The 17413-nt window shown below is 48.1% G+C and carries 18 protein-coding genes; 7 read left to right on the forward strand and 11 right to left on the reverse strand.

Annotation, left to right across the window (positions count from 1 at the left end; genetic code table 11):
• From BMW31_RS10835 to BMW31_RS10845, 3 genes are all read right to left on the reverse strand, one after another.
• On the reverse strand, window positions 1-276 hold a 276-nt coding region (locus tag BMW31_RS10835; protein ID WP_091825600.1), incomplete at its 3' end, for a transposase.
• Window positions 277-331: 55 nt separating this feature from the next.
• Window positions 332-1327 carry a glycosyltransferase family 2 protein gene (locus BMW31_RS10840; protein ID WP_091825603.1) on the reverse strand — a complete coding sequence of 332 codons (996 nt, stop codon included), beginning with the start codon at window positions 1325-1327 and terminating at the stop codon, window positions 332-334.
• A complete protein-coding gene (locus tag BMW31_RS10845; RefSeq protein WP_091825606.1) occupies window positions 1324-2772 on the reverse strand; it encodes an oligosaccharide flippase family protein in 1449 nt (482 codons plus the stop codon). The genes BMW31_RS10840 and BMW31_RS10845 overlap by 4 nt, the downstream gene beginning before the upstream one ends.
• A gap of 88 nt (window positions 2773-2860) precedes the next feature.
• On the opposite strand from BMW31_RS10845, the gene BMW31_RS10850 reads away from it, so the two are divergent.
• The 4 genes from BMW31_RS10850 to BMW31_RS13605 are packed head-to-tail and all read left to right on the forward strand — an operon-like array spanning window position 2861 to window position 6144.
• A complete protein-coding gene (locus BMW31_RS10850; protein ID WP_091825611.1) occupies window positions 2861-3778 on the forward strand; it encodes a glycosyltransferase family 2 protein in 918 nt (305 codons plus the stop codon).
• Window positions 3742-4704 carry a glycosyltransferase gene (locus BMW31_RS10855; RefSeq protein WP_091825614.1) on the forward strand — a complete coding sequence of 321 codons (963 nt, stop codon included), beginning with the start codon at window positions 3742-3744 and terminating at the stop codon, window positions 4702-4704. Before BMW31_RS10850 ends, BMW31_RS10855 begins: the two co-directional genes overlap by 37 nt.
• 4 nt (window positions 4705-4708) lie before the next feature.
• Window positions 4709-5815, forward strand: coding sequence for a glycosyltransferase family protein (locus tag BMW31_RS10860; RefSeq protein WP_091825617.1), 1107 nt, complete (start codon window positions 4709-4711; stop codon window positions 5813-5815).
• Window positions 5816-5850: 35 nt separating this feature from the next.
• Window positions 5851-6144 carry a hypothetical protein gene (locus BMW31_RS13605; RefSeq protein WP_091825620.1) on the forward strand — a complete coding sequence of 98 codons (294 nt, stop codon included), beginning with the start codon at window positions 5851-5853 and terminating at the stop codon, window positions 6142-6144.
• A gap of 328 nt (window positions 6145-6472) precedes the next feature.
• Here BMW31_RS13605 and BMW31_RS10870 read toward each other — a convergent pair whose 3' ends face one another.
• The 8 genes from BMW31_RS10870 to BMW31_RS10905 form a co-directional block, all read right to left on the reverse strand.
• Window positions 6473-7030, reverse strand: coding sequence for an NADH peroxidase (locus tag BMW31_RS10870; RefSeq protein WP_091825623.1), 558 nt, complete (start codon window positions 7028-7030; stop codon window positions 6473-6475).
• 41 nt (window positions 7031-7071) lie between these two features.
• Window positions 7072-7509: a Fur family transcriptional regulator gene (locus tag BMW31_RS10875; protein ID WP_091825626.1), complete on the reverse strand. Its 438-nt coding sequence runs from the start codon at window positions 7507-7509 to the stop codon at window positions 7072-7074.
• A 175-nt stretch (window positions 7510-7684) separates the two neighbouring features.
• Window positions 7685-9052 (reverse strand): histidine--tRNA ligase, encoded by a 1368-nt coding sequence (gene hisS, locus BMW31_RS10880; protein ID WP_091825629.1) that lies wholly within the window; start codon window positions 9050-9052, stop codon window positions 7685-7687.
• Window positions 9053-9082: 30 nt separating this feature from the next.
• Complete coding sequence (locus tag BMW31_RS10885; protein ID WP_091825632.1) at window positions 9083-10360, reverse strand: adenylosuccinate synthase; 1278 nt, start codon at window positions 10358-10360, stop codon at window positions 9083-9085.
• A gap of 13 nt (window positions 10361-10373) precedes the next feature.
• Window positions 10374-10850, reverse strand: coding sequence for a Fur family transcriptional regulator (locus tag BMW31_RS10890; RefSeq protein ID WP_091825636.1), 477 nt, complete (start codon window positions 10848-10850; stop codon window positions 10374-10376).
• 122 nt (window positions 10851-10972) lie between these two features.
• Window positions 10973-11593 carry a DNA alkylation repair protein gene (locus BMW31_RS10895; RefSeq protein ID WP_091825640.1) on the reverse strand — a complete coding sequence of 207 codons (621 nt, stop codon included), beginning with the start codon at window positions 11591-11593 and terminating at the stop codon, window positions 10973-10975.
• Window positions 11590-13551: a dipeptidyl-peptidase 3 family protein gene (locus BMW31_RS10900; protein ID WP_091825643.1), complete on the reverse strand. Its 1962-nt coding sequence runs from the start codon at window positions 13549-13551 to the stop codon at window positions 11590-11592. The genes BMW31_RS10895 and BMW31_RS10900 overlap by 4 nt, the downstream gene beginning before the upstream one ends.
• 7 nt (window positions 13552-13558) lie before the next feature.
• Window positions 13559-14056 carry a helix-turn-helix domain-containing protein gene (locus tag BMW31_RS10905; RefSeq protein WP_091825646.1) on the reverse strand — a complete coding sequence of 166 codons (498 nt, stop codon included), beginning with the start codon at window positions 14054-14056 and terminating at the stop codon, window positions 13559-13561.
• Window positions 14057-14181: 125 nt separating this feature from the next.
• On the opposite strand from BMW31_RS10905, the gene recQ reads away from it, so the two are divergent.
• The 3 genes from recQ to trxA all read left to right on the forward strand — a co-directional run bounded on the left by recQ (window position 14182) and on the right by trxA (window position 17412).
• Window positions 14182-16044 carry a DNA helicase RecQ gene (gene recQ / locus BMW31_RS10910; protein ID WP_091825649.1) on the forward strand — a complete coding sequence of 621 codons (1863 nt, stop codon included), beginning with the start codon at window positions 14182-14184 and terminating at the stop codon, window positions 16042-16044.
• A gap of 510 nt (window positions 16045-16554) precedes the next feature.
• The gene (locus BMW31_RS10915; protein WP_091825652.1) at window positions 16555-16911 is read left to right on the forward strand and encodes a thioredoxin family protein; all 357 of its coding nucleotides are present in this window, start codon (window positions 16555-16557) and stop codon (window positions 16909-16911) included.
• Window positions 16912-16923: 12 nt separating this feature from the next.
• On the forward strand, window positions 16924-17412 hold the full coding sequence (trxA, locus tag BMW31_RS10920) for a thioredoxin (protein ID WP_091825656.1): 489 nt from the start codon (window positions 16924-16926) through the stop codon (window positions 17410-17412).
• Window position 17413: the final 1 nt, after the last annotated feature.

The following is a 17413-nucleotide window of genomic DNA, read 5'->3' on the forward strand; positions in this document are numbered from 1 at the left end:
CTGGGCCAGTTCCTTCTTCAGGCGCTTCAGTTCTGCTTCATGCGCCTTGCGCTCCTCGAGCAGCTGGGCGCGAAGTTCGTCGAGCGTGGTTGGCAGTTCTTCGTGTTTCATAAGCAAGGGAATTGATGAGTTGTCGGGGTGGCCGTACGCGCGGAGGTATCCGAAGAATGTCGCCACGGGAATGCCGGCACTTGCGGAAAAGGCGCGTATCGACAGGCCACTCGTGAGGTACCGACGTAATAACTCCAGTTTTTCGATTTCATTGTACTGTTTCATGACTTTTTACTTTTTTTGTTTGATGTAAACTGTCAACTTATTCAGTACAGGTCACTTAGCCGAAGAGTTTACGCAGGCGGCGGATGCAGCGAAAGCGGCGGAGTGTGAAGTACAGTTCTTCTTCCATGCGAAACAACAGCCAACACGGTTTCAGGGGCATATAACCGAATTTATGCTTGTTCCGGCCCAGCCTGCTTGTCTCAATCGTTTGCCATACCCGGTGGATTTCTCCGAGCGCAAAGCTGTTTTCGTGCCGTGAAAACGCATGCCTGTGCTGGTAAAAAAACATGTAGGAGTCTACCACGTTGAGCCATCTCGCGTTTTCGTATCTGCTTATCATTCCGTCAGTTACCCCCAATCGGATAAGCTGTTGCTTCATGCTCTCGTTGGCTTTCAGCTGGTCCAGTCGGCTTATGTCTGTTTTTCGGGTGGTAGAATTCATGTTCTGATAATAATAGTAAGTGCCCCGGCAGTATCTTACTTCGCGCGAGTTGTAATAATGTATTCGGGTTGTATTGTCGTCGCTGTAGCTCCTGCAGGTTTCGTCGAAAGGGAATTGGCGATACAGAAAAGCCCTGGCTACGTACACGCCATGAATATTCCAGTCGATACTTTGCGCAAAGGCCTCCTTCCCTTCCATGCAGTCAAAATCCTGCATCGGGTAAGGAACGTCCTTTCCTGCCCCATCCGTATTCACCACATGCAGCAGTACGCAGTCTGTTTGCGGATGTGCTGCAAAAGTATTCCACACCTGCTTCAGTGCGTCATCGGCCAGCCAGTCGTCGCTGTCAAGAAATGCAATGTACTCACCCGTGGCATATTTTATCCCAACATTCCGTGCATGGGCCTGCCCTGTGTTTTCTTCAAGCCGGAGAGTCATTATCCGTTTGTCTTGTGAAGCATAGCGCTGCAGAATCTCCCAGGAAGAATCCGTCGAGCAATCGTCTATACAGATGACCTGCAAATCTGTGTAGGTCTGGCGCAAAAGCGAGTCGATACACCTTTTCAGATAGGCTTGCGCATTGTAGATTGCAACGAGTACGGTTATCATGGCGTATTCTTTTTAATGCCTAATATCCACAACGAGAACGCAGCACTGATGCAGAAAAGCCCGATGCCGCCTGCCCAGTATAGCCAAGAGAGAGCGGTACGCGTGAGTGCATAGGCCAACAAACCGACTGAACACTGTACTGCTGCATACTTGAGCACGCTGGCCGACAGCCTGTAACCGTACTTGTGCCGCATGTAGAGGCACAACACAATGAAGTCGGTTACGGCCAGAGCCGTCAACGCAACGCCTATACCGAACAGCCCCTGATGGCGGTAACCGGTTATGACAAGCAGCACCATGGCCATGTCATAGATGCCCTCCATGAGCAGATAGCTCTTTGAATCGCCGCGCGACAGCGGGATATACGCTATTGGCAGGTTAATGGCTCGCAGGTACATGGCCAGTACGCTGACTTGAATCATGCCGAGTACCGGCATAAACTTGCCGCTATAGAGCAATGGCAGCAATATGGGCATGCCGATGATGAAGACTATCAGAAGCGGTGAAACGACAAGGAGGCTGACTTCTATCTGCCGATTGACGATTTCGTTTAAACTCTCCCGCCTTGCCGCAGACAAGCGGGGAAAGTAGTCGGTCTCCATAGAAGTGAAGACAACTCCGGCGTATGTCATCACCATCATGTAAGCTGCATTGTACAGTCCTACCGTATCCAACGAGCCCGCCCGATTAAGAAAAGACCGTATGGCGAATTCTGCACCGCTCCCGAGGATGCCGGCCAGAACAAAAGCAATGCCCAGTTTAATCATGCCGTGGTCGTTTCTAAGAAATTGAAAAGACAGCGATATCCGGGGCGGAAACAGCTTGTAGCTGTAGCCAATGGTGAGCAGCATCTGGACAAATGCACCGACAAGGAGTGACGGAACAATGCCCGGCTCTCCGAACAATATATAAATAGGTATGCTGGTAACCAGCAGTCCAATGACGTTATAGACGGAGATGGTGGCCAGTTGCCTCAGTCGCCGTGCGCTCTTCAGTATGGCAGTTTCTCCGGAAGTGACAGCCAGCAGGCCCACAACAGGTGAAAGAAGAAAGTATTGCAGCGTATGGTTTTCGGCGTTGAATGTCACCTGGTTGAGCAAAGGGCTCAGGAGAGCACACAGCAACATGCCGGCCAGAGCGGTGATACAGCTCCACGAGCGTATGAGTTTAATGGTCTGCCGGGCTTCCTGCTCTCTGCCAGCCTCGAAATCAGGCGATAAGTTCTTGACTGCACTCATTGAGAGGCCAAGGTTAGAGGAGTCGGAAACCAACTTGATGGTGGAATTGTAAAGAGAGATTAGCCCCATGCCGTGCGGGCCGAGTATCAGGGCAACCAGCTTGGTGCGTATCAGTCCAATCAGTATATTCAGTCCCTGAACTCCTCCAAAGAGCCCGGTGTACTTCAAAATGTGTGAATATGAATCGTCTGTCCCTTTATTTTCCATCAACAAATTAACGCCAATTCCATCAAATTATTATAAAAAACGCTTTCTCTACTGTTATCTTCAAGAAACTTTCACTAAATTTGCAACAATGAAACTGTCCGTTATCATACCGGTTTATAATGTTGAATGCACCCTTTCCGATTGTCTCGACAGTGTGTTGGAGCAATCGTACGCAGACTGTGAACTCATCCTCGTAGACGACTGCTCTACGGATAACAGCTTCAATATCTGCAAGACTTACGCCGAACGGGAGCCTGGCATTATCCTGAAACATCACGAGCAAAATCGTGGTCTTTCGGAAGCAAGAAACACGGGCATAGCTTCTGCCCGGGGTGATTACATCACTTTTGTGGACAGTGACGACAAGTTAGCGCCGGAAACATGGACAAGTCTGATGGCAATTCTTGACCTTCATCCCGATTATGACATCCTGGAATACCCCGTTTCCGAGCTCGTCGAAGATGGAAACAGCAAACATCTGATGCGCCTGCCGTGTGGAGTTTACGACGACATGGACAACTATTGGCTCGTGGCAAAAGCCTATGTGCACTGCTATGCGTGCAATAAAATATACCGGAAAGCGCTGTTTAGAGAAGTAAAATATCCCTCCGGGCAGGTCTTTGAAGATGCTGCCACGCTGCCGCTCCTGCTCAGGCAATGCAGGAAAGTTGCCATTACCGACAGGGGGAGCTACCTTTATCGCGACAATCCGAATGGCTTGACGGCCCAAGCAGGCGGCCGGGAATTGGCTTACTTGCTCAACATACACAACCTGATGTTTCGTAATCAGTGGGACAAACATGGCCAAAATGCCACTTACAGGCAACCTCTGCGCGACTATTATTCCTACATTCTCAATATTGCACTGGATGTTCACCACCTTACGGGGACAGTTCCCGACGTGCCGGATGTTCCTTTGAGCGGAACGATAAAACTCAATTTGAAACGACTGATAGGATTAAAACGCTTATGCCAGATACACAGAATGTTCAAGAAAACAAGTTGATAGCTTTCATCATCACGGCCTATAACCTGACCGGAGAGATGCTGGAAGAATGTCTGAACAGTATTACAGAATTGTCATTGCGCCCTGAAGAGCGGGAGATTATACTTGTGGATGACGGTTCGGTCGTATCACCATTGTTTGAACTGGCTAAGTTTGCCGACGATATCGTCTATATCCGCCAGCCCAACAGGGGGCCTTCTGCAGCCAGAAATGCCGGTTTGCGGATGGCTACCGCCAAGTACGTGCACTTCATAGACGGCGATGATTACCTCATTAGGGTACCTTACGAGCATTGTGCAGACATCGTTCGCTATGAGAACCCAGACATCGTACTGTTCAATCAGCCAGACTGCACGCGGGTTACCCCACCCTTCTCGGTCGTTGGTCCTGCCACCGGCAGCGAATACATGGGCAAACACAACATCTCTGTAACCCCATGGAGCTATATATTCAGGCGTGACAAGCTCGGATCTCTCCGCTTTGAACCGGGATTGCTGCATGAAGACGAGCAATTTACTCCACAGCTGCTGTTGCAGTGCGAGCGTGTGTTTGCCACCGATTGCAGGGCCTATTTCTACCGCGCACGTGCCAACTCGCTGACGCGAAGCAAGGATATACACCACCATGTCAAGCGACTTGCCGACACGGAGCGTACCATCTACTACTTCCAAAACATGCTCGGCTCGCTGCCTGACGCCTCCAGAAAGGCTCTGGAACGTAGGATAGCCCAGCTTACAATGGACTTTCTCTACAACACCATCAAGCTCACACACAGCTCCAGTAGGCTGGATGAAGCCATTGGGCGGTTGACAGAAAAAGGGCTGTTTCCTCTCCCCGACAAGCATTATACGCGCAATTACACCTTCTTCCGCAAAGCCATAAACAGCTCTGTGGGCAGAAAACTCCTGGTTTTAATGTGCAGATAAAGTCATGAAAATACTGCTGCTGGGCGAATACAGCAATGTACACTGGACGCTGGCCGAGGCACTTCGCGCGCTTGGACATGAGGTAACAGTCATTTCGAACGGTGACTTTTGGAAAGATTATCGCCGAGATATCGACCTCTCGAGGACTCCCGGCCGCATTGGTGGCATAAGGTACATGCTGCGATTGTTGCAACTGCGCCGCAGTCTGGTGGGATATGACGTGGTACAACTCATCAATCCCATGTTTCTGGAACTCAAAGCAGAGAGGATTTTCCCCATTTACAAGTTCCTCCGCAGGCACAATCAGAAGATTGTACTCGGAGCTTTCGGCATGGATTACTATTGGGTTCACGAGAACATTACGCGTAAACCGCTCCGTTACAGCGATTTCAATATCGGCAACGAGTTGAGAAACAATCGCGACGCATTGAAGGAGCAACGCGATTGGATAGGTACTCCGAAAGGCAAACTGAACCAATACATTGCCAAAAACTGCGATTTCATCGTAACCGGTCTTTATGAATACGACGTCTGCTATCGCCCTCTGTTTCCTGACAAGACCACCTTCATCCCCTTCCCCATCAACTTACACAACAAGTCGCTTAAGCATTACGCACGCAACGACGCCAAACTCCGCCTGTTCATTGGCATAAACAGCAGGAGAAGTGAATATAAAGGTACGGACATTATGCTGAAAGCGGCTCGCTATGTTGTTGCCAAATACCCTGATAAAGCGGAACTCGAAATAGCAGAAAATGTGCCATTCCATCGCTACCAGACGATGTTGGGCGACAGCGATGTCATTCTGGACCAGCTTTACAGCTATACTCCGGCGATGAATGCTTTAGAAGCTATGAGCCAAGGAGTTATATGCGTGGGTGGAGGTGAGCCCGAAAGCTACGACCTGTTGCATGAACAGGAGTTGAGACCGATAGTCAACGTGCGGCCTGACTATGACGATGTGGTGCGCCAACTGGAGTTTTTGGTACTTCATCCGGAAGAGGTAAGCCTGAAAAGTAAACAAAGCATTGAGTATGTTCGCCGTCATCATGATGCCGCAAAGGTTGCTCTGCAGTATGAGAAACTATACCGGCGCCTGCTGGACGAATAACTTTGCAAACGGTGAATGGTGTAATGTAACTCAGTATGGCAGTAAAGAAAGAAATGAAATGCAGCTCTTGTGGCTATAAAGTAGATATTTACGAAGGTAAGGGATTATTCGGGCAACACATTGTACAGATGACTTGCCCAGACTGCCACACCATACAGAACTTGGTTGTTGGCGGCGTGAAAGGCGACGTAGCGCCGAGTTTCAACACTGAAGTAGGCCGACTTTGTCTGCGTTGTGGCAGTAGCTGGATTAGCAAGTGGAACAGTCACACTTGCCCTAAATGTGGCGGTGAAATGGAGGAAACCGGCAGTAAGGAGTTCTGGACATGAGTTGCAAGAGGCAACTTGTGAACCTGGAGAGTATTCTGAATGAAACAGAAGGTGGCATGACGGCTGTATCCGCAGGTTCAACGATACGGCTTCGGAACTTTCGACAAATGTCGCATGATTATGTGACAAATGTCAAACGATCGTGCGACACTTGTCGAAAGTTCACGAAGCATAGCTTTTGGGCATTTGCCTGATGCTTTTTAAACATCAAATTGGACTTGATGATATACCCGTTTCTGCGTTCCGTATTTCTGTTTGACACAAAAAGAAAAGGCAGCCGGAAAGTCCCAACTGCCTTTTTTTGATTTTTTGACTGCTCTTCAGAAGATTACTTCTTGAAATAGCGGTTGTAGAGACCCATGAAACCTGCGGCATGACGGGCTTCGTCTTTTGCCATTTCGTGGATTGTGTCATGCACTGCATCCGAGCCTTCTTTCTTTGCCAGCTTGGCTATTTCAAACTTGTCGGCACACGCACTCTTCTCTGCAGCGATGCGGGCTTCGAGGTTGCTCTTTGTATCAGAGAGCACCTCGCCAAGCAGTTCAGCATAACGAGAAGCGTGATTAGCCTCCTCGTAAGCGTAATGTTCGAATGAACGGGCTATTTCGGGATAACCCTCACGGTCTGCCTGACGAGCCATTGCCAGGTACATACCTACTTCGCTGCATTCGCCGGCGAATGTGTTCTTGCAGTGCATGATGATTTCTTCGCTTACTTCATCTTTGTAGGCGCGGCGCAGATCATGAACAGTTGCAAACTCGGGCTCATCATCAAGAGCCATCTCCTTGAACTTGCTGGCCGGAGCCTTACAGATTGGACACTGGGCAGGAGGTTCTTCACCCTCGTGGATGTAACCACATACGGTGCAGATAAATTTCTTCTTCATAATGTTTTTGTATAAAATTAGACTGTAAAAAGTGAATGTTCTTAATTTACTTCGTTTACTTTTTCTTGCCTCTTAGCACACTCGGCGCATGTTCCTTTATAATATAAATGAACTTCGTCGACAATGTTGTTACCTATGTTCTTTACGTCAACAACGGGTGCCTCTGCCTCCATCAAGTCAAGAACCTTACCGCAATGCTTGCAAAAAAAATGCACATGAGGTTCTGTATCGCTGTCGTAACAAATGTGGTGATCGTCGATTGTCAGCATTTGGGCTGCGTGGTGCTCTGACAAAATGCGCAAAGTATTATACACTGTGGTGCGACTCAAGGTTGGTATCTTAGTATTCAACCCCCTGTAAACCTCTTCCACCGTGGGGTGAGTGTGGTGTGTGAGCAGATACTCCATGATGGCAAGGCGCTGTGCAGACGGACGGACGCCGTTTGCTATCAATCTTTCGTATGCCTCGTTTTCTTTCATCTTCTGTTCTGTTTATGGTTGCTTCCACCTCTTATGTTGCAAAGATAGAATTAAATTGGAATAATTTCACTGTCTTGTAGTACAAATTTCATTAAGCAACTGTAATTTATCCCGTATCTAAATAATGCAGTGACGGCAATCATCTGCTTATCTTGTAGGGACAAGTACCTTTTTATTAGCCGTTAGCTACCAATGCTATAAGTTCCTCGACATCTGCCAGGCTTTGTTCGCCTGATTGCATATTCTTAAGTGTAACCTTATGGGAGTTTATCTCGTTTTCGCCTGCCAAAGCTACGTAAGGTATGTGCTTGGCGTTGGCATAGGCCATCTGCTTCTTCATTTTAGCATTGTCCGGATACAGTTCTGCACGTATGCCAGCCTGACGGACCTTAGAGATAATGGGCAGACAGTAGGCTGCTTCGGTCTCGCCAAAGTTGATGAACAGAACCTGGGTGGTGTTTACTGCCTCGGTGGGATATAGGTTGAGCGCGTTCAGAACGTCGTAAATGCGGTCTGCTCCGAAGCTGATGCCGACGCCGCTCAGTCCCGGCATGCCGAAAATTCCGGTCAGGTTGTCGTAACGGCCGCCACCGGTGATACTGCCCATTGGCGTGTCGAGCGCCTTTACTTCAAAAATAGCGCCGGTGTAGTAATTCAGACCACGCGCCAGAGTAAGGTCGAACTGGATTTCGTTCTTCAGTCCCACGGCTTGTAGCGTGGAGAGAATGAACTTGGTTTCCTCTATACCTTTCAGGCCTACTTCGGAGTTCTTCAACACTCCGGATATGATAGACAGCTTCTCTTCGTTAGTTCCTTGGCATGAAATGATGGGCTGCAGCTTAGTTATAGCTTCTTCGGAGAGGCCGTCGGCACGCAGTTCTTCGTTCACCTGGGCTATTCCTATTTTCTCCAGTTTATCTATCGCAACCGTTATGTCGACTATTTTGTCGCTCGCACCTATTGTTTCTGCTATGCCTGTTAGTATCTTACGGTTGTTAATCTTTATCTGAACGCGTATTCCGAATTTAGAAAAGACGGTGTCAACAATCTGCATGAGCTCGACTTCATTAAGCAAGGAGTCGGATCCCACCACATCGGCATCACACTGGTAGAACTCTCTGTAGCGACCCTTCTGCGGCCTGTCGGCACGCCAAACAGGTTGAATTTGATAGCGCTTGAAGGGCATCTGAAGCTCGTCTCGGTGCATAACGACATAGCGGGCGAAAGGTACGGTGAGATCGTAGCGCAGCCCTTTCTCTGACAGTTTTGTTGCCAGGTGGAGCGGGTTGCGACCTCTTAGTTCCTCGTCGGTTACTTTGTTCAGATAATCTCCTGAATTAAGAACCTTGAATAACAGTTTGTCGCCTTCCTCTCCATACTTACCCATCAACGTGTGCAGGGTTTCCATGGCAGGAGTTTCTATCTGTTGGAATCCGTAGAGGGCATACACATCCTTAATGGTGTTGAAGATATAGTTTCTTTTTGCCATCTCCTCTGGGCCAAAGTCTCTTGTACCCTTTGGGATGGATGGTTTCTGTGACATATTTGTTTACTATATATTAATAATCTATTTTTATTTGATGACAATGGTCTGTTCACGATCCGGGCCAATGGAAATAATGCAGATTGGAGTTTCCAGATAGTCTTCTAGAAATTTGACGTAGTTGTTGAAAGCCTCGGGGAACTGTTCTTGATGAGTAAACTTCGTCATATCAGTTTTCCATCCGGGGAACTCTTTGTAAACCGGTTCTACATCATCAATCTCATAAGGCAGTTCTGTAGTCAGGCTGCCGTCTTTCAGCTTATAGGCCACACAGGCTTTGATGGTTTCAAAGCTGTCGAGAACGTCGCTCTTCATCATAATCAACTTGGTTACGCCGTCAATCATAATGCTGTAGCGTAACTGCACCAGATCAATCCAGCCGCACCTGCGCTCGCGGCCTGTTACTGCCCCGTACTCGTGACCGATGTTACGAATGGCAGCGCCGGTTTCGTCAAAGAGCTCGGTTGGGAACGGACCGGCACCCACCCGGGTACAGTAGGCTTTCATTATTCCGAATACATTACCAATCTTATTGGGGCCGACTCCCAGCCCTGTACATGCGCCGGCACATATCGTATTGGAAGAAGTAACAAAAGGATAGCTGCCAAAATCGACATCCAACATGGTTCCCTGGGCTCCTTCGCAGAGAATGCTCTTGCCGCTGCGCAGCAGGTTGTTGAGTTCGTGTTCACTGTCTACCAACTGAAATTGACGAAGATATTCAACTCCTTGCATCCACTTCTGCTCCACTTCCTCAAATCCCTCGAAGTCTGACCAGCCAAGAGCCTTGAGCATTTGCATGTGGCGAGCCTTATGAGCTGCATACTTGTCGCTGAATCCATTGGTGATATCACCTACCCTAAGACCATTTCGGCTCACTTTGTCGGTATATGTCGGGCCGATGCCTTTTCCCGTAGTGCCAACCTTGTCTTTGCCTTTGGCAGCCTCGTAGGCACGATCCAATATTCTGTGTGTGGGCATGATGAGGTGGGCTTTTTTAGAGATATGAAGAATGGACTTAAGATCGTGGCCACTTTTTTCCAGTTCTTTGGCTTCTTCCATGAACAAGTCGGGTGCCAGAACCACACCATTACCGATGCTGTTTGTTTTTCCGCCCTGAAAGATACCGGAAGGAATGCTGCGCAGAACATACTTATGACCTTGAAATTCCAGTGTATGACCAGCGTTAGGGCCTCCTTGAAAGCGTGCAACGACATCATAGTGAGGGGTCAGCACATCAACAACTTTGCCTTTACCTTCATCGCCCCACTGCAATCCGAGCAGGACATCAACTTTTCCTGTGTTCATTTCTATTGATTTATTAATATTTTCTTTTCACGAGAGTTTTCTTTCGCGTGATTTTTGCTTGGCACGTACTGCATACGCCATAGACGTACAACACAAAGCCATCTTTGCGGAAACGCTTCAGTTTTGTGTCCTCTAAAGCCTGCAGAATATTTGGAGCCTCTATCTCAACAACCTTACCGCAAATCGTACAAATCTGATGACAATGGCTGTCCTTATTATAGCATGCTTCATACTTGGTGATGCCCTGAAGCCTGTGACAAATCACCAGACGCAGCTCCTGGAAGAGCTTCATCGTGTTGTAGAGGGTTGCACGGCTCACCAAAAAATTGTTTTCCTCTAATTGATGACTTAATTCTTTCAACGAAAAATGACCCTTCATACTGTACACAGCTTTCAGTACAGCATACCTTTCCGGTGTCTTGCGATGGTTGTTTACCTCAAGATACGAGTCCAGAATTTGCCGTACGGTTACAAAGATGTCATTCTTCATTTAGAAATTATACTTCTTAATGCACAAAATTACTACATTTTGGTCATATTTGAGCAATCAGAAATTGAAAAAAACTAAATAAAGCAGTTATTTTGATAAAATGGAGTGTAAAGGCCGACAGATTACAGTAAATCAAGTCCACAGCGCTTGCAGGCAGACTTTGCAACCCGCTCATACATCAAGCCAAGTTCCGAGAAGCGCAGCAAACTGTTGTAGGCAGCATGTTTCAACGATGTGCTTGTCCCTTGCAAGGCGACTGTTACCTGGTCAAGAAACTCGTTGATACCGCGCTCGTTGGGTTCTCTGCCACTCATGAAAAGGCGCGACAGGATGTTATAGGCTGTGATTTGTTGCAATTCCACATCTGATGCCATCCATTTGTATGCCAACATCGGGGCATAGTCCAAGTGCTGATAAAGATTGAAGGCTGCCATTTCGGCCAACTCAATAGTGTGCGTTTGCTCCATCCAGATATCCGTTACTTCAGCCGGCATCTGGTCGGCCGGCATGATGAGTGTGGCCAGAATCTTACATTCCCTGATGTCTTCTTTCCACAGTTCAATGGCCAATTCGTAGTTTTTACCATACTTCTTGCTCATCTGCCGCAACTCCGGAACTGGGATGCCCCAATTGATTTTGTAATCTAAACCTTTGCTGCGCATGGATTGGGCCGTTGGGCCGCTCATCACGAAACGGAATGAACGCTTGATTTCCTGTACTTTTTCGTGTATATCTTCTGTCATAACAATCCGTATTCTTTGGAGTAACGCAACATTTGCTGTGTATATGTTTCCGTATAGTCCAGTTTGATATCGATTATCATCCCATTCTTATCATACACCGGAAGCATACGTGGATTGATAAAGCCCTTGTAAGGCGCAATGTTCAGTTTTGTGTATCGCGTCTTCACTTCCTTATGTAACTCGGCATTGATTTTGATACCGTATCTCTCTACAAGCATGCGTGCAGCCTCAAAGTCACCCTCACTCTTAATCCTCTGTATTTCTGTCAGCTCTTCTGCAAAGTATTCCCGAAGCATTTGGAAGTCATTGATTTGGACATACGATTTTCCGTTCGTGCCTTTCACAATCTCCACGGCACGGCTTTCTTTGCTTTTATCCAGCGCCCAATAAGCTATCAGCGACCGGTTGCGCATGTGAGCCTCTTCTATCTGCTGACCTTCTTCGATGCGAACAAGTTGCGTCATCAGTCCGTTCATCATGTAGGTATAATATTGTGACTGATAGGCTTCTTTATTTGGGACAAGCCCCAATTCCAGCATCTTTTCATCCGCAATATAATAGAGACCGAACAAGTCTGCCCGGGCTTCCTCTATGGTACTGCCGTAAGCTTTCAGTGCATCAGGATCGGTGCCGGGCAGCAGTTGCCCGCTGCCATGCCCCAAGCACTCGTGCAAATCAGTATGCAGGTCGTCGCAAAGCTCACCGTATTTGTTTATCAGATCAATCGTTTCAGAGTCTACAACAAACTCTTCGAGGAAGCCATTGCCCTTGGCAGCTTTGTTATATGCTTCAGTCAGATTTCCGATAGTAACGCTTTTAGAGCCATACTGAGCCCTAATCCATTCTGCATTAGGCAGGTTGATGCCGATGGCACTTGCCGGATATTCGTCTCCACCGAGCATCGCAGCACATATAACATTAGCGGTAACTCCCCTTACTGTTTTCTTCTTGAAGCGGGCGTCCACCGGACTGTGGTCTTCGAACCACTGTGCTTGCTCGCTGATGGTGCGGGTTCGGCGGGTTGCATCCATATCCTTGTATTCCACAAGTCCCTCCCAAGAACCTTTTATGCCCAATGGGTCACCATAAACTTCGATGAACCCATTGATAAAATCAACCTGTCCGTCCTGTTCCTTCAGCCATTCAATGGAGTATTCATCAAAAAGATGCAAATCACCTGTTTGATAATATCTTATCAGAAGATTGATAACCTTTTCCTGCTGGGCGTTTTCACAAACTTCGGCGGCTCTGGTCAGCCAGCATACTATTTGCTTGATGGCCTTGCCATACAGCCCGTCAGCGGTCCATTTTTCTTCAAATACTTTGCCGTTGCGCTTTACCAGTTTGGAGTTTAGCCCCCACGAAGGTTGGTTTGCAGTCGATAAATCCTTTTGCGAGGCGTAATAATCCTCAACCTCCTGCTGGCTTACTCCTTCATAGAAATTGCATGCAGAGGTAATAACCAAGTCCTCCCCCGCCGTTTGGTTAACGCGTTTAGGCAGTACATCGGCATCAAATATAACCGGAAAAATCCTGTCACACAGCTCATCGGCAGTCTCGTTGTTATCAAGTGGGAGCTTATCAGCTTTTATTCCGCAAACGGCATCGCGCAGGAAACGCTCCGAAAATCCGGGAACAAATTTCTCGCAACCATAATGATGATAGATGCCATTGGAGAACCAAACCCTTTTCAGATAAGTCTCTAAAGCCCTGAAATCATTTTGATTGCGAGAACCCTGGTAGTCTTCATACACAGCCTCCAGCGTTTTACGTATCAGGAGGTTGTAACGGCCAAACTGGTCGGTGGTAATGTCACGACCGCACAAGGTGGCCTTAGCAAGATAGTAGATGTATGCCTTTTGTTGTGTAGTAAGATTTTCAAAACCTTTCAGGCGATATCTTAACAGCTGAATGTCAGCAAAGTGCTCGTCCGAATACTTGAAATCTCCTTCTGTCATCTATCCGTTATGCTTCTGTAGTAGACTTTGCTTTGTTTTTCGAACCGGGCCTGCGTCCACGCTTGTGCGGTTTCTCCGTAAGTGACGGGTGCTGAGCCAGGTGCCGTATCTTGTAGTCACGGGGCGTACAACCGTTCAATTTGTAGAACGACGCATAGAACGACTGGCGGTTCGAGAACCCTACCATATCGGAGATATCCTCCATGTTCAGACCCTGGTAGCGCTTGTCTACCAAGAGTGACATGGCCTCGCGGATACGATACTGGTTTACGAATGAGGTATAATTCATGTGAAATCTCACGTTCACCACAGCCGATATGTAGCGGGTATTCGTGCCAAGATCTTCTGCCAAGCGCTTGGCAGAATAGTTCTTGTCTTTATATTTCTTGTGAATTAAGACAATGTCGTTGATTTTTTCCTCGAGTTCATCCATCAACTTTGGGCTTACCAGAGTACGGTAGGCTGCCTCTTTCTCTTTCTTCTCTGTTAAGTTATACTTCGCCATATAATAATGCTAAAAAACTGTATTCTTCCTTTTAACATGCAAAATTAAGGATTTATTTTTAATTCTTCAAGTTTTTACATAACTTTTTTGCAAGAATAGTGTAACTTTGTGTCAAAATTATAGCAATGAACATAACTGACATTCTCAAGAAATATTATGGCTACTCATCCTTCCGAAACAATCAGCAGGAAATCATCGGTGACATTATAGCCGGCAAAGACTGCATGGTGCTCATGCCTACAGGCGGCGGAAAAAGCCTTTGCTACCAAATTCCCGCCCTCGTCTTGCCGGGTACGGCCGTAGTGGTTTCGCCGCTTATCAGCCTCATGCACGACCAAGTACAGGCGCTTGTGGCCAACGATATTCCGGCGGCAGCATTGCACAGCGGCAACAGTATGAACGAGCGGGTAAGTATTCGGCGCAAGTGCCAGGCCGGAGACCTGAAGCTCATCTACGTTTCTCCCGAGACGCTGATAGCCGAATTGCCATTTCTTTTCAACGAAATAAAGATAAGCCTTTTTGCCATTGACGAAGCCCACTGCATCAGTCAGTGGGGGCACGACTTCCGTCCTGAATATTCGCAGTTGGGCATTTTGAAAAAAACTTATCCCCACGTGCCCGTTGTGGCCTTAACGGCAACGGCCGACAAAATAACCCGTCAGGACATCATCCGGCAGCTGAAGCTGAACGGCAAGACCTATGTATCCTCGTTTGACCGCCCCAATCTCTCGCTTGCCGTGAACTACGAAACCCGAAAAGCGGCCAAACTGAAAATCATCAACCACTACATCCGTCTCCATCCGGGCGACGCCGGCATTATCTACTGCTTAAGCAGAAAGACTGCGGAAACCGTTGCCACCGAGCTTCTGCATGGCAATGTGAATGCCGCGGCCTATCATGCAGGCATGAGTGCGGCGGAGCGTGCGCGGGTGCAGAACCTCTTCAAGGAAGACAAGTTGCAGGTTGTGTGCGCCACGATAGCCTTTGGCATGGGGATTGACAAGAGCAACATTCGCTGGATAGTGCATTATAACTTGCCCAAAAGCATTGAGAGTTTCTACCAGGAAATAGGCCGTGCAGGCCGTGACGGGGCACCGGCAGACACGCTGCTGTTCTACTCTCCCGGCGATATGTATCAGCTTTCGCGCTTTGCCGAAGACAGTGAGCAGCGAGCCATCAATATCGAGAAGCTGCAGCGCATGAAGGAGTATGCCACCAGCAGCGTATGCCGGCGGCGCATACTGCTGAACTATTTCGGCGAGCAATACAATCACGATTGCGGCAACTGCGATGTGTGCCTGCATCCGAAACAGAAGATTGACGGTACCGAGATTGTGCAGAAAGCGCTCAGTGCGATAGCCCGAACCAACGAGCAAGCCAAAACCGGAACCATAATAGACATACTCTGCGGCCACCGATCGCACACGATAACCAGATGCGCCTACGACAAATTGAAGACTTTCGGTGCCGGAAGAGACATTTCCATGGCCGAATGGCGCGACTACATGGTGCAGATGTTGCAGATGGGATTTTACGAATTGCGCTACGATTTGGGCGGAATACTCAAACTGACCGATGCCGGCCGCGATGTGCTTTTTGGCCGCACGACGGCCAGACTTGCCAAAGCAGCTGACAGCAAGCCCCGCCCGGCCGGCATAGCTCAAGGTAACGACAGGGCTGCCAGACGCAATGCGACTTCGCAAAACCTGTTTCCCGAAGTTCATTTAACCAAACCTCAGCCTTCAAATCCATCACTCTCTCCCGCTTCCAAGGGTCTTTTCGAGGCCTTGCGCCAAGTTCGCACTGCGTTGGCTCAGGCTCAGGGACTGCCCACTTACATCGTCTTCAGCGACAAGGTGTTGCAGGAAATGGCCGTGCGCAGACCCAATACTATGGATGAATTTCTGCAAGTACCGGGCATTGGCGAGTTTAAAGCCAATAAATACGGTGCCATCTTTATGGCCAAGATAAAGGAATTTAACCCCTAACCGCCAGTGCCGCCGGCAAAATGAGCGCCAAGTTTCAGGCTTGCCTCCAAGCAGTTTTCCACATTATTATATATAATGGCACCGCCTTGTGTGCGTAGCTCCTTGCCAATACTTTGGTCAGAATCATCTGAATAATATGCTAAAGCTACCTTGACTGATGCCTTCAGGAACTTTCGACACTTGTCGCACGATCGTGCGACACTTGTCGAATGATTATGCGACAAGTGTCGGAAGCTCCCGAGTCAACCATTCAGCATGCTGCCAAAACTGTTTCAAGCACCTGTGCTACCGATTTTTGTGCCCAGGCATGCTGTCTTTCCCCACAGAGATGGCTTGAAACAGTCTGCTTATTTTCTTTTCCTTAGGAAAATGTTAACGACCGCCCGTTTTGGTTAAAGCATGTTATAAGAGCATGTGTTTTCCCTTGGAAATTTGTTGGTAAAGCCAAAATAAGCTATCTTTGCATTGTTTTCCAAAGGAAATAAATAACAACAACCATAACGATTGAATATGATGAATGCTAAAGAGATTAATCATAAAGAGTTCGAGAAGTTGGTAGGTGCGGGCTCGCTCAAAGACTTTACGTTCGCAGGCAGCAAGCCGGCCATTGTAGATTTCTATGCTCCGTGGTGCAGTTACTGCACGGCTTTAGCTCCTATCTTTGAAGAGCTGGCCGGCAAGTACGGCCAGGTTGCTGACTTTTACAAGGCCGACATTGAGGCCAGTCCGGAGCTGGAGAGCAAGTTCAACATCCGTACCATCCCCACACTGCTGTTTGCCCAGGCCGGTGCAGAGCCTGTTCTCATGCTCGGAACAATGAACCGGCAACAGCTGGAAGAGAAGATAAAGGAAATATTCAAACTGTAAACGCAAAGCGCAATGAACGCAAATATAATTCTGACTGCCGCCTTAGGCCTGCTGACCTTTGGCTCATGCACACAGAAATCCGGCACACCAAAGCCGGCTCAAGCACAAGTAACAACAACAAACAAAAAGGAGAATAAGAAAATGAAACCAACAGAACTGACCGTAGCGGAATTCAAGAAGAAAGTAATGGATTTCGAGAAGAATCCCGACAAGTGGGTATTTGAGGGCGACAAGCCCGCCATCATCGATTTTTATGCAACCTGGTGCGGTCCCTGCAAGGCCACGGCTCCCATCCTGGAAGAACTGGCCGGCGATTACGAAGGCAAGCTCGACGTGTACAAAGTTGACGTTGACAAGCAGCAGGAGCTGGCTGCCCTCTTTGGCATCCGTTCCATCCCGTCGTTGCTCTTCATACCTAAAGAGGGCAAACCGCAAATGCAGGTGGGCGCGCTTAACAAGGCGCAGTTTGAGCAGATTATCAAAGAGACACTCTTGAAATAAG

The organism is Prevotella sp. kh1p2, assembly GCF_900111525.1.
Lineage (GTDB): Bacteria > Bacteroidota > Bacteroidia > Bacteroidales > Bacteroidaceae > Prevotella.

Excerpts from the sequence above, each read along its gene's own strand:
- BMW31_RS10840 (WP_091825603.1), bottom strand. The coding sequence starts at position 1,327 with ATGATAACCGTACTCGTTGCAATCTACAATGCGCAAGCCTATCTGAAA.
- BMW31_RS10845 (WP_091825606.1), bottom strand. The coding sequence starts at position 2,772 with ATGGAAAATAAAGGGACAGACGATTCATATTCACACATTTTGAAGTAC.
- BMW31_RS10850 (WP_091825611.1), top strand. The coding sequence starts at position 2,861 with ATGAAACTGTCCGTTATCATACCGGTTTATAATGTTGAATGCACCCTT.
- BMW31_RS10855 (WP_091825614.1), top strand. The coding sequence starts at position 3,742 with ATGCCAGATACACAGAATGTTCAAGAAAACAAGTTGATAGCTTTCATC.
- BMW31_RS10860 (WP_091825617.1), top strand. The coding sequence starts at position 4,709 with ATGAAAATACTGCTGCTGGGCGAATACAGCAATGTACACTGGACGCTG.
- BMW31_RS13605 (WP_091825620.1), top strand. The coding sequence starts at position 5,851 with ATGGCAGTAAAGAAAGAAATGAAATGCAGCTCTTGTGGCTATAAAGTA.
- BMW31_RS10870 (WP_091825623.1), bottom strand. The coding sequence starts at position 7,030 with ATGAAGAAGAAATTTATCTGCACCGTATGTGGTTACATCCACGAGGGT.
- BMW31_RS10875 (WP_091825626.1), bottom strand. The coding sequence starts at position 7,509 with ATGAAAGAAAACGAGGCATACGAAAGATTGATAGCAAACGGCGTCCGT.
- hisS (WP_091825629.1), bottom strand. The coding sequence starts at position 9,052 with ATGTCACAGAAACCATCCATCCCAAAGGGTACAAGAGACTTTGGCCCA.
- BMW31_RS10885 (WP_091825632.1), bottom strand. The coding sequence starts at position 10,360 with ATGAACACAGGAAAAGTTGATGTCCTGCTCGGATTGCAGTGGGGCGAT.
- BMW31_RS10890 (WP_091825636.1), bottom strand. The coding sequence starts at position 10,850 with ATGAAGAATGACATCTTTGTAACCGTACGGCAAATTCTGGACTCGTAT.
- BMW31_RS10895 (WP_091825640.1), bottom strand. The coding sequence starts at position 11,593 with ATGACAGAAGATATACACGAAAAAGTACAGGAAATCAAGCGTTCATTC.
- BMW31_RS10900 (WP_091825643.1), bottom strand. The coding sequence starts at position 13,551 with ATGACAGAAGGAGATTTCAAGTATTCGGACGAGCACTTTGCTGACATT.
- BMW31_RS10905 (WP_091825646.1), bottom strand. The coding sequence starts at position 14,056 with ATGGCGAAGTATAACTTAACAGAGAAGAAAGAGAAAGAGGCAGCCTAC.
- recQ (WP_091825649.1), top strand. The coding sequence starts at position 14,182 with ATGAACATAACTGACATTCTCAAGAAATATTATGGCTACTCATCCTTC.
- BMW31_RS10915 (WP_091825652.1), top strand. The coding sequence starts at position 16,555 with ATGATGAATGCTAAAGAGATTAATCATAAAGAGTTCGAGAAGTTGGTA.
- trxA (WP_091825656.1), top strand. The coding sequence starts at position 16,924 with ATGAACGCAAATATAATTCTGACTGCCGCCTTAGGCCTGCTGACCTTT.